The sequence below is a fragment of the Cellulosimicrobium sp. BMG9.23 genome, from assembly GCF_059159985.1.
This window is the reverse complement of sequence record NZ_JBZGBZ010000013.1, coordinates 1-11,023: the sequence shown is the minus strand read 5'-3', so window position 1 is coordinate 11,023 and position 11,023 is coordinate 1. Positions and strand designations below refer to the sequence as shown.

Genomic DNA, 11,023 nt, shown 5'->3' with positions numbered 1-11,023 from the left:
AGCCGCCGCCGTCGGGCCCCCGTCCGTCCGAGCCACCGTCGGCGCCGTGTCCACCCTCGACCACCTCAGACCTCGCCGGCGGCGGCGAGGCGCGCGGCCTCGTCCGCGTCGATCGCCGAGCGGACGACGGGGTCGAGGTCGCCGTCGAGCACGTGGTCGAGGTTGTAGGCCTTGTACCCCGTCCGGTGGTCCGCGATGCGGTTCTCGGGGTAGTTGTACGTCCGGATGCGCTCCGAGCGGTCGACGGTCCGCACCTGCGACCGACGCAGGTCCGCAGCCTCGGCCGCGGCCGCCTCCTGCTGCGCGGCGAGCAGCCGCGCCCGCAGGACGCGCATCGCCTGCTCGCGGTTCTGCAGCTGCGACTTCTCGTTCTGCATCGACACCACGATGCCCGTGGGCACGTGCGTGATGCGCACCGCGGAGTCCGTCGTGTTGACGGACTGCCCGCCCGGACCGGACGAGCGGTAGACGTCGATGCGCAGGTCGTTCGGGTCGATCTCGACCTCGCCCGCGTCCTCCACCTCGGGGAACACGAGCACGCCGGCGGCGGACGTGTGGATGCGCCCCTGGGACTCCGTGACGGGGACGCGCTGCACGCGGTGCACGCCGCCCTCGTACTTGAGGTTCGCCCAGACACCGTCGGCAGGGTCGGAGAGCGTGCCCTTCGCCTTCACCGCGACCTGGACGTCCTTGTAGCCACCGAGGTCGGACTCCGTCGCCTCGATGACCTCGGTCTTCCAACCGCGCCGCTCGGCGTACCGCAGGTACATGCGCAGGAGGTCGCCCGCGAACAGGGCCGACTCCTCGCCGCCCTCGCCCGCCTTGATCTCGAGGATGACGTCGCGGCCGTCGTCGGGGTCGCGCGGGACGAGCACTCGCCGCAGGCGCTCGGCCGCGGCGTCGGCCATCTCGCGCAACGCCGGCAGCTCCGCGGCGAAGCCCTCGTCCTCGTCGGCGAGCTCGGCCGCGGCCCCGGCGTCGTCGGACGCGTCGCGCCACGCCCGGTAGGCGCCCACGACCTGGTTGAGCTCCGCGTACCGCCGGCCGAGGGAGCGGGCGCGTGCGGCGTCCGCGTGCACGGCCGGGTCGGCGAGCTGGGCCTCGATCTCCGCGTGCTCGGCGAGGAGCGGCCGCGTCGCGGCGAACTGGTCGGTCACGAGGGCTCCTCGGGGCGGCAGGTACGTACAGGGCCGTGCAGACGTGCAGACGTCGTGCTGGCACGTGCGGGCGTGCGAGCGAAATCGCGGGAAGACCCCGGACAACGCGACAGCGCCGGTGGTCCGAGCTCGTCGACTGCCCCTGGAGAGGTTGTCGGGCTCGGACCACCGGCGCTGCGGGGGTGCTACTTGTCGGCGTCCTTCTTGCCGTAGCGCGCCTGGAACCGGGCCACGCGGCCACCGGTGTCCAGGATCTTCTGCTTGCCCGTGTAGAACGGGTGGCAGGCGCTGCACACGTCCGAGCCGATCTTGCCGGACGTCTCGGTGCTGCGCGTCACGAAGGTGTTGCCACAGGTGCACGTCACCTCGGTGACGACGTACTCGGGGTGGATACCAGACTTCACGGTTGCTCCTTGGGTGAGATGCCTCCGGGTCAGGACGGGACACCCCGTGCCTGTGAACCGCAGGCGGGCCTGCGTGACGCAGGCCGACGAACCATTGTGCCAGAACGCGGGACCGTGCCGAAATCTTCCCGGCACGGTCCCGGTGAGATCAGATCGTGCGACCCACGTTCTCGTCGTCTGCGAGACCGCTGGGCGTCGTCTTCTGGACGTGCAGGAGGAACTCGACGTTGGTCGCCGTCTTCTTCAGCTGGCCGAGCAGCAGCTCGATCGCCTGCTGCTGGTCGAGCGCACCCATGACGCGGCGCAGCTTGTAGACGATGCGCAGCTCGTCCTGGGAGAGCAGCACCTCCTCGCGGCGCGTGCCGGAGGCGTTGACGTCCACGGCCGGGAAGATGCGCTTGTCGGCGAGGTTGCGCGACAGGCGGAGCTCCATGTTCCCCGTGCCCTTGAACTCCTCGAAGATGACCTCGTCCATCTTGGACCCGGTCTCGACGAGCGCGGACGCGAGGATGGTGAGCGAGCCACCGTTCTCGATGTTGCGCGCGGCTCCGAAGAACCGCTTCGGCGGGTAGAGCGCCGAGGCGTCCACACCACCGGAGAGGATGCGGCCCGAGGCGGGCGCCGCGAGGTTGTACGCACGGGACAGGCGCGTGAGCGAGTCGAGCAGCACGACGACGTCCTGGCCCAGCTCCACGAGGCGCTTCGCGCGCTCGATGGCCAGCTCGGCGACGATCGTGTGGTCGGACGCGGGGCGGTCGAACGTCGAGGCGATGACCTCGCCCTTGACCGTCCGCTCCATGTCCGTGACCTCTTCGGGCCGCTCGTCCACGAGCACCACCATGAGGTGGACCTCGGGGTTGTTCGCCGTGATCGCGTTCGCGATCTGCTGCATGATGATCGTCTTGCCGGCCTTGGGCGGCGCGACGATGAGGCCGCGCTGACCCTTGCCGATCGGGGCGACGATGTCGATCACGCGCGGGGTGAGCCGCGTGGCCTCCGCGTTCTCCAGGCGCAGCCGGTCCTGCGGGTACAGCGGCGTGAGCTTCGTGAAGTCGGGGCGCTCGCGCGCCTCGTCCGGCGACATGCCGTTCACCGAGTCGAGGCGCACGAGCGCGTTGAACTTCTGGCGGGCCGTGTTGCCCGCGTTCTCGCCCTCGCCCGGCTGGCGCACGGCGCCGACGATCGCGTCGCCGCGACGCAGGCCCGACTTCTTGACCTGGCCGAGGGAGACGTAGACGTCGTTCGCGCCGGGCAGGTAGCCGCTCGTCCGGACGAACGCGTAGTTGTCGAGGATGTCGAGGATGCCGGCCACGGGGAGCAGCACGTCGTCGTCGTGCACCTCGATGTCGTCGAGGCCCGCGACGTCGGGGCCCTGACGGCCGCGACCGCGCTTGCGGTCCCGCTCCCGGCCACGGTCACGACCACGGCGACGGCGCCCGCCGCGCTCGTCGTCGAGCAGAGCCTGACGGTCGGCGGCGCGCTCGCCGCGCTGCGCCTGGTCGACCTGGCGCGGCGCCTGCTCGCCCTGGCGCGACGCCTGCTGCCGCTCGGGCTGACGGTCCTGCTGCCGCTCGACCTGGCGCTCGCCGCGCTGTCCGGTCGGCTCCGCCAGGTCGTCGCCCGACGGCGCGCCGGCACCGCGGCCCGAGCGGCGCGACCCGCGCTCGCCCGTCACGAGGCCGACCGCTGCCGCGGCACGGGCGGCACGCTCGTCGGGCGTCTCGCCGTCGTCCCGCGTGCGCACGCCCTGCTCACCGAGCGCCTCGGCGACCGCCGCGGCGGCCTCGGGACGCACGTCGCGCGAGCGGTCACGGCGCGAGCCGTTGGTGCGCGCGTCGTCGGCTCGCGCCGCGTCGGCGCGGACGGGCAGGTCGAGCACCGGGGCGGCGCTGCGGTCCTCGCGGCTCGCCGCGGCGGGCGCGTCGGAGCGCGCGTCGGCGGTCTCGGCCGCGGCGCTCGCGGGCCGGTCCGCACGGCGGCTGCGGCTCCGCGCGGGACGCGCCTCGGCGCCGTCCTGGGACGCTGCAGCCGGAGGCGTGTCGTTCTGGGGCGCCGCGCCCGCGGCACGCGCGGGGGCGCTCTGCTCGCCGGTGCGAGCACGGATGACGTCCACGAGATCGCTCTTGCGCATCTTGGACGTGCCCTTGACCCCGAGCTGCGAGGCGAGCGCCTGGAGCTCCGGGAGACGCAGCGCGCTCAGCGCGCCGGTCCGGGCCTGACCGCCTGCAGCGGCCGTACCGGTCGCGCTGCTCGTGGCGGTGTCGATGGTGTCTGTCACGAAGGACCCTTCCCCCTCGTTTGCGCCCACCTCTCAGAGGGTGGACGCGGGTGGTCGACGCCCGGCGCGTGACGGCCGGAGCGCAGGTGTTACCACGCGTCAGTGGTACGACGACGTCAGCTGACGTGGGCTGGATGGCCTTCTCTCGGACGGTCCTCGCCTCGACCGCACGAGATGGCGGTCGAGATGTGCGCGGCGGGCCACCTGACGGGGCACCCGACGGTACGGGAGAACGTGACCGAAGGCTGACCCCATCCTAGCACCGGGACTACGCCGTCCGGAGACGCTCGGCCACCACGCCACGCTGGTCGATCTCGATCGCGCGGACCTCCCAGTCGGCGGCGCCACCGACGAGATCGGCCGCGACCCGGCCTGCGCGGTCCGGACCGGCCGCGTCCTCGAGGACCAGGACCGTGGGCCCCGCCCCGGAGACCGTCGCCGCGAGCCCTTCGGCGCGCAGCGCCTGCACGAGCTCGTGTGTCGACGGCATGACGTCGGACCGGTAGCCCTGGTGCAGCCGGTCCTCGGTCGCCTCGAGCAGGAGGTCGGGCCTGCGGGTGAGCGCCTCGACGAGGAGTGCGGCGCGGCCGGCGTTGAACGCGGCGTCGGCGTGCGGCACCGTCGGCGGCAGGACCCCGCGGGCGCGGCTCGTCGCGAGGCGCGACGAGGGGACGAGCACCGTCGCGCGCACGTCGGGGTGCACGTCCAGGCGCGCGGCGCGCGCCCCGCCCGTCGCGCCGGCCAGCCAGGCCACGGTCGCCCCGCCCAGGAGAGCGGGCGCGGCGTTGTCGGGATGGCCCTCGAGCTCGCTCGCGAGGCCGAGGACGGTGGCGTCGTCGAGCACGGTCGGGTCGGCGACGAGCGCCCGTGCCGCGACGATCCCCGCGACCGCGGCGGCGGCGGACGAACCGAGCCCTCTGCCGTGCGGGATCCGGTTGACGCACGAGAGGTGCAGGCCGGTCTGCGGTGCCCCCGCGACGTCGAGCGCGGCACGCAGGGCCCGGACGACGAGGTGGCTCTCGTCGCCGGGGACCTCGCCCGCGCCCTCGCCCACGACGTCGACCACGACCCCGTCGGACGCGAGCGCCCGCACCTCGATCACGTCGTGGAGCGCGAGCGCGAGGCCGAGCGCGTCGAAGCCGGGCCCGAGGTTCGCGCTCGTCGCAGGGACGCGGACCCGCACGTGGTCGGCGCCGAGCTGCATCAGCCGAGGCCGAGCGCGTCGGCGATGGACACGACGTCGGCGCCCACGCGCGTCGGCACGACCTCGCCGCCGTCGGCCGTCCGCAGCGCCCACTGCGGGTCCTTGAGTCCGTGGCCCGTCACCGTGACGACGATCCGCGCGCCGGCCGGGACGAGCCCGCGCTCGGCGCGAGCGAGGATCCCGGCGACGCCGGCCGCCGACGCGGGCTCGACGAAGACGCCGACCTCGCTCGACAGGACCCGGTGGGCCGCGAGGATCTGCTCGTCCGTGACGGCCTCGATCACGCCGCCCGAGTGGTCGCGCGCCTCCTCGGCGAGCTCCCACGACGCCGGGTTGCCGATCCGGATCGCCGTGGCGATCGTCTCGGGCTCGGTGATCGGGTGGCCGGCGACGATGGGCGCCGAACCGGCGGCCTGGAAGCCCCACATCCGCGGGACGTGCGTCGCGACGGCCGGCAGGCCTTCCCCCGCGTGGCCCGGCGCGCCCTGGCCCGCGTACTCCCGGAAGCCCTTCCAGTACGCGGTGATGTTCCCGGCGTTGCCGACGGGCAGGGCGTGGATGTCCGGGGCGTCGCCGAGGGCGTCGACGATCTCGAACGCGCCGGTCTTCTGGCCCTCGATGCGGTCGGGGTTCACGGAGTTCACGAGCTCGATGGGGTACGCCTCGGCGAGCTTGCGCGCCGCGACGAGGCAGTCGTCGAAGTTGCCGTCGACCTGCAGGAGGCGCGCCCCGTGGGCGATCGCCTGGCTGAGCTTGCCCATCGCGATCTTGCCGTCCGGCACGAGGACCGCGCAGACCATCCCGGCCCGGGTCGCGTACGCCGCGGCCGACGCCGACGTGTTGCCCGTCGACGCGCACACGACCGCCTTCGCGCCGCGCCCGGCCGCTGCCGAGATCGCCGTCGTCATGCCGCGGTCCTTGAAGGACCCGGTCGGGTTCATGCCCTCGACCTTGACGAAGACCTGCGCGCCGGTGCGGTCGGACAGCGCGGGCGCCTCGACGAGCGGCGTGCCGCCCTCCCCCAGCGTCACGACGCGCTCCGACACGTGGGCGGGCAGGCGGTCGGCGTACTCGGCGATGATGCCGCCCCACTGGTGGGCCATCCGGCCGGTCATCTCAGGCTCCTTCGACTCTCAGGACAGACGTGACGGTGCGGACGGGCTCGAGCCTCGCGACGGCCTCGACGGTCGCCGCGAGCGCCGACTCCGGCGCGGTGTGCGTGGTGATGACGAGCTGGGCGACCGCGGGCTCGGCCTCGCCGCCCTCGACGGTCTCCGTGGCCTCCGGCGTGCCGGGCTGCCGCACGGCCTCGATCGACACACCGTGCGCGGCGAGCGCGTGCGCGACCTGCGCGAGGACGCCGGGACGGTCGTCGACCTCGAGCCGCACCTGGTAGCGCGTGAGCGCGGCGCTCGGGGGCAGGATCGCGAGCTCGGCGTAGGTGGACTCCTGCGGGCCCTTGCCGCCGAGCACGCGGTGGCGCGCGGCGGAGACGACGTCGCCGAGGACCGCTGACGCGGTGGGGGCGCCGCCCGCGCCGCGGCCGTAGAACATCAGCTCACCCGCGGAATCGGCCTCGACGAACACGGCGTTGAACGAGCCCCGCACGTTCGCGAGCGGGTGCGACGTGGGCACGAGGGCGGGGTGGACCCGGACGGAGACTCCCGGCGCACCGGCCGCCGTCGCGCCGTCGCGCAGCTCCGCGATGGCGAGCAGCTTGATGACGTGGCCGGTCTGCGCTGCCCAGGCCACGTCGTCGGCGGTGACGGACATGATGCCCTCGCGCGCGACGTCGTCCAGCGCGACGCGCGTGTGGAAGGCGAGGCTCGCGAGGATCGCCGCCTTGGCGGCGGCGTCGTAGCCCTCGACGTCGGCCGTCGGGTCGGCCTCGGCGTACCCGAGGTCCTGCGCCTCCTTGACCGCCTCCTCGAGGCTCATGCCCGTGGTCGTCATCTGGTCGAGCACGTAGTTCGTGGTCCCGTTGACGATGCCGAGCACGCGACGCACGTGGTCGCCTGCGAGCGACTCGCGGACGGGCCGCACGATGGGGATGGCGCCCGCGACCGCGGCCTCGAAGTAGATGTCGACCCCGGCGTCGTCGGCGGCCTTGTAGAGCGTCGGGCCGTCCTCGGCGAGCAGCGCCTTGTTCGCCGTGACGACGGCGGCCCCCGCGCCGATCGCGCGGAGCAGCAGGTCCCGCGCGGGCTCGATCCCGCCCACGACCTCGACGACGATGTCCGCGCGCTCGACGAGCGCCACGGCGTCCTCGGTGAGCAGCGACCGGTCGATCGCGGGGTCGCGCGGCGCGGACGCGTTCCGCACCGCGATCCCCACGAGCTCGAGGCGGGCGCCGACGCGCGACGCCAGGTCGTCCGCCTGCTGCGTCAGCAGCCGCGCGACCTGCGTCCCGACGACGCCGCAGCCCAGGAGGGCGACGCGCAGGGGCGGGTGGGGCACGGCAGCAGCGGGCACGACGGACCTTCCTCAGGCGGTCAGGGGGCGAAGCAGGTCCGGCGCACCGAGCGGGCGCCGGCACCGCGCCGACAGGATACGGGCGCCCGGCCGCCGGGCGCGCCTGCGCCCACGGGTCGGGAACCGCGCCGGCACGAGCGTGCTCAGCCCAGGTCGAGCGCGAGGAGGTCGTCCACCGTCTCGCGCCGGACGAGCACGCGTGCCGTGCCGTCCGCGACGGCGACGACGGGTGGCCGCGTCAGGAGGTTGTAGTTCGACGCCATCGACCGACCGTAGGCACCGGTCGCCGGCACGGCGAGGAGGTCCCCCGCCCGCACGTCGCCCGGCAGCATCACCTCGTGCACCACGATGTCGCCGCTCTCGCAGTGCTTGCCGACGACGCGCGCGAGCACCGGCTCGGCCCCGGAGGATCGACCCACGATCTCGGCGTGGTACTGCGCGCCGTACAGCGCGGGACGGATGTTGTCGCTCATGCCGCCGTCGACGGACACGTAGGTCCGGACGCGACCGTCGTCGAGCGTCACGGGCTTGACCGTGCCGACCGTGTAGAGCGTCAGTCCCGCCGGCCCGACGATCGCGCGGCCGGGCTCGATGGAGAACCGCGGGAGCGGCGTGCCGAGACGGGCCGCGACGGCGTTCACGGCACCGGCGACGTCCTGCGCGATCCGCTCGGGGTCGAGCGCGACATCCCCCGGGAGGTAGGCGATGCCGTACCCACCGCCGATGTCCACCTCGTCGACGAGCACGCCGGTGCGGGCCGCGAGGTCGGCACGGAGCTCGAGCACGGCGCGGGCCGCGACCTCGAACCCCGTCGGGTCGAGGATCTGGGACCCGATGTGCGAGTGGATGCCGAGCAGGTGCAGCTCCGGGCGGCGCACGACGTCGAGCAGCGCGGTCATGGCGGGCGAGTCGGCGGTCGCGTCGGACTCCTCGGCGGCGTCCCCGGCGCGATGCGGTGCTGCGATCGACAGCCCGAACTTCTGGTCCTCGTGCGCGGTCGAGATGTACTCGTGCCCGCCCGCGTGCACGCCCGTCGTGACCCGGACCATGACGGGCGCGACGACGCCGCGGGCAGCGGCGGCGCGCGCGACGCGCTCGATCTCGACGAGCGAGTCGACGATGATGCGCCCGACGCCGACCTCGAGCGCCCGGTCGAGCTCCGCGTCGGACTTGTTGTTCCCGTGCAGGCCGATCTCGGCGCCCGGGACGCCCGCGCGCAGCGCGACGGCGAGCTCCCCGCCGGACGCCGTGTCGACGCGCAGGCCCTCCTCGCGCGCCCAGCGCGCGACGGCGACGGTCAGCAGCGCCTTGCCCGCGTAGTACACGTCGACGTCGGTCCCGACCGCGCGGAAGGCCGTCTCGAACGCCGTGCGGTAGGCCCGGGCGCGGGCACGGAAGTCCGCCTCGTCGAGCACGTAGGCGGGCGTGCCGACCTGCGCGGCGAGCTCGTGGACGCCGAGGCCCGCGACCTCGACCACGCCGTCGTCGCGACGGCGCACGCCGCGCGACCACGGCTCGCCCGGGTGCCCCGCTCCCCAGTTGCCCGACGTCGCGTGGCCGGGCTGCCCCGTCGGGCCGCCGGTGGTCACATGCGCTCCGGCGCGGACACGCCGAGCAGACCCAGGCCGTTCGCCAGGACCTGGCGCACGGCGTCGTTGAGCCACAGCCGCGTGCGGTGCGTGTCCGTGACCTCCTCGTCCGGGTACGGGAGGACGCGGCGGTCCTTCTGCTGGTACCACGTGTGGTAGTCGCCGGCGAGGGCCTCGAGGTAGCGCGCGACGCGGTGCGGCTCGCGCAGCTCCGCGGCCTGGGCCACGATGCGCGGGAACTCCGTGAGGCGCCCGATGAGCGCCGCCTCGGTCGGGTGGTCGAGCAGCGACGGCTCGAACCCGTCCGCGCGGGCCACCGCGCGGTCGGCCGCGTTGCGGTCCACCGCGCACGTGCGCGAGTGCGCGTACTGCACGTAGTAGACGGGGTTCTCGTTGGTCGCGCGGGTGAGCAGGTCGAGGTCGAGGTCGATGCTCGAGTCCACGGACGAGCGCGCGAGCGAGTAGCGCGCGGCGTCGACGCCGACCGCGTCGACGAGGTCCTCGAGCGTGACGACCGTGCCCGCGCGCTTCGACATGCGGACCGGCAGGCCGTCCTTGACGAGGTTGACCATCTGCCCGATGAGGAGCTGGAGGTTCTTCCCCGGGGTGTCGCCGAACGCCGCGCACACCGCCATCATGCGACCGACGTACCCGTGGTGGTCGGCGCCGAGCATGATGATGACCTCGTCGAAGCCCCGCTCGCGCTTGTCGAGGTAGTACGCGATGTCGCCCGCGATGTACGCGGCCTCGCCGTCGGACTTGATGACGACGCGGTCCTTGTCGTCGCCGAAGTCCGTCGTGCGCAGCCACGTCGCGCCGTCCTGCTCGAACATCTGCCCGGCCTCGCGCAGGCGCTCGACCGCGCGCTCGACCGCGCCGGACTCGTGCAGCGAGTCCTCGTGGAAGTACACGTCGAAGTCGACCCCGAAGTCGTGCAGGGCCTTCCTGATCTCGCCGAACATGCGCTCGACGCCGCGGGAGCGGAAGACCTCCTGGGCCTCGGCGTCGGGCAGCGTGCGCGGGTCCGGCTCGCCCGCGGCGAGCGCCTCGGCGATCACCGCGTCCGCGATCTCGGTGACGTACTCGCCCCCGTAGCCGTCCTCCGGGGCCTCCAGACCGCGCGCCCGGGCCAGCAGCGAGCGGGCGAACCGGTCGATCTGGGCACCGTGGTCGTTGAAGTAGTACTCGCGCGTCACGTCGGCGCCGCTCGCCTCGAGCACGCGCGCGAGCGAGTCGCCCACCGCCGCCCAGCGCACGCCGCCGATGTGGATCGGCCCCGTCGGGTTCGCGGAGACGAACTCGAGGTTGACGTGCTTGCCCGCCTCCGAGCCGCCACGGCCGTACGCGACGCCCGCCTCGACGATCGTGCGCGCGAGCTCGCCCGCGGCGCCGGCCTCGAGCGTGATGTTGAGGAAGCCCGGCCCGGCGACGTCGACCGCCTTGACGCCCGGCGTCGCGGCGAGGCGCGTCGCGAGGTCCTCGGCGAGCGCGCGCGGCGTCGTCCCCGCCTTCTTCGCGAGCTGCAGCGCGACGTTGGTGGCCCAGTCGCCGTGCTCGCGCTGGCGGGGTCGCTCGACGTGCACGGAGGCCGGGACGGCCTCGGCAGGCAGGGCGAGGGTGCCGTCGGCGACGGCGGCGGCCAGGGCAGCGCTCAGCGCTTCGGAGAGCTCGTCGGGGGTCACGGGAGAATCCTACCGACGCGCCACCCGGCGCCCGTCGCCGTCGCGATGGGCGTCTGTCGGCCGGCGCGCGCGAACCTGTTGCCGACTTCACTCCGGCGGCTGGTAGTCTCGTGCATCGCGCCGCCGGGTCGTCCCAGCAGTCGTCCTGCACACGGCGCACGCCCTCGTAGCTCAGTGGATAGAGCGTCTGCCTCCGGAGCAGAAGGTCGTAGGTTCGAATCCTATCGAGGGCACCTC

The 11,023-nt window shown here is 74.0% G+C and carries 8 protein-coding genes and 1 tRNA gene; 1 reads left to right on the top strand and 8 read right to left on the bottom strand.

All coding sequences use genetic code 11. From position 1 onward, the window contains the following. Positions 1 to 65 precede the first annotated feature (65 nt). From prfA to argS, 8 genes are all read right to left on the bottom strand, one after another. On the bottom strand, positions 66 to 1,157 hold the full coding sequence (gene prfA / locus AC4H2G_RS20455; protein ID WP_494367577.1) for a peptide chain release factor 1: 1,092 nt from the start codon (positions 1,155 to 1,157) through the stop codon (positions 66 to 68). A gap of 185 nt (positions 1,158 to 1,342) precedes the next feature. Beyond that, entirely contained in the window at positions 1,343 to 1,561 is a 219-nt protein-coding gene (rpmE, locus tag AC4H2G_RS20450; protein WP_494367576.1) for a 50S ribosomal protein L31, read from the bottom strand. A 148-nt stretch (positions 1,562 to 1,709) separates the two neighbouring features. Continuing rightward, positions 1,710 to 3,839, bottom strand: coding sequence for a transcription termination factor Rho (gene rho, locus AC4H2G_RS20445; RefSeq protein ID WP_494367575.1), 2,130 nt, complete (start codon positions 3,837 to 3,839; stop codon positions 1,710 to 1,712). Positions 3,840 to 4,107: 268 nt separating this feature from the next. Further along, positions 4,108 to 5,043 carry a homoserine kinase gene (gene thrB / locus AC4H2G_RS20440; protein ID WP_494367574.1) on the bottom strand — a complete coding sequence of 312 codons (936 nt, stop codon included), beginning with the start codon at positions 5,041 to 5,043 and terminating at the stop codon, positions 4,108 to 4,110. Next, the gene (gene thrC, locus AC4H2G_RS20435) at positions 5,043 to 6,146 is read right to left on the bottom strand and encodes a threonine synthase (protein WP_494367632.1); all 1,104 of its coding nucleotides are present in this window, start codon (positions 6,144 to 6,146) and stop codon (positions 5,043 to 5,045) included. The genes thrB and thrC overlap by 1 nt, the downstream gene beginning before the upstream one ends. A 13-nt stretch (positions 6,147 to 6,159) precedes the next feature. Then, the gene (locus AC4H2G_RS20430; protein ID WP_494367573.1) at positions 6,160 to 7,515 is read right to left on the bottom strand and encodes a homoserine dehydrogenase; all 1,356 of its coding nucleotides are present in this window, start codon (positions 7,513 to 7,515) and stop codon (positions 6,160 to 6,162) included. Between the two features lie 143 nt (positions 7,516 to 7,658). Further along, complete coding sequence (lysA, locus tag AC4H2G_RS20425) at positions 7,659 to 9,014, bottom strand: diaminopimelate decarboxylase (protein WP_494367631.1); 1,356 nt, start codon at positions 9,012 to 9,014, stop codon at positions 7,659 to 7,661. Between the two features lie 86 nt (positions 9,015 to 9,100). Then, positions 9,101 to 10,786, bottom strand: a complete 1,686-nt coding sequence (gene argS / locus AC4H2G_RS20420; RefSeq protein WP_494367572.1) for an arginine--tRNA ligase — start codon at positions 10,784 to 10,786, stop codon at positions 9,101 to 9,103. A gap of 160 nt (positions 10,787 to 10,946) precedes the next feature. Here argS and AC4H2G_RS20415 point away from each other — a divergent pair. Continuing rightward, positions 10,947 to 11,019: transfer RNA gene (locus AC4H2G_RS20415), tRNA-Arg, on the top strand. The last annotated feature ends 4 nt before the right edge of the window (positions 11,020 to 11,023 follow it).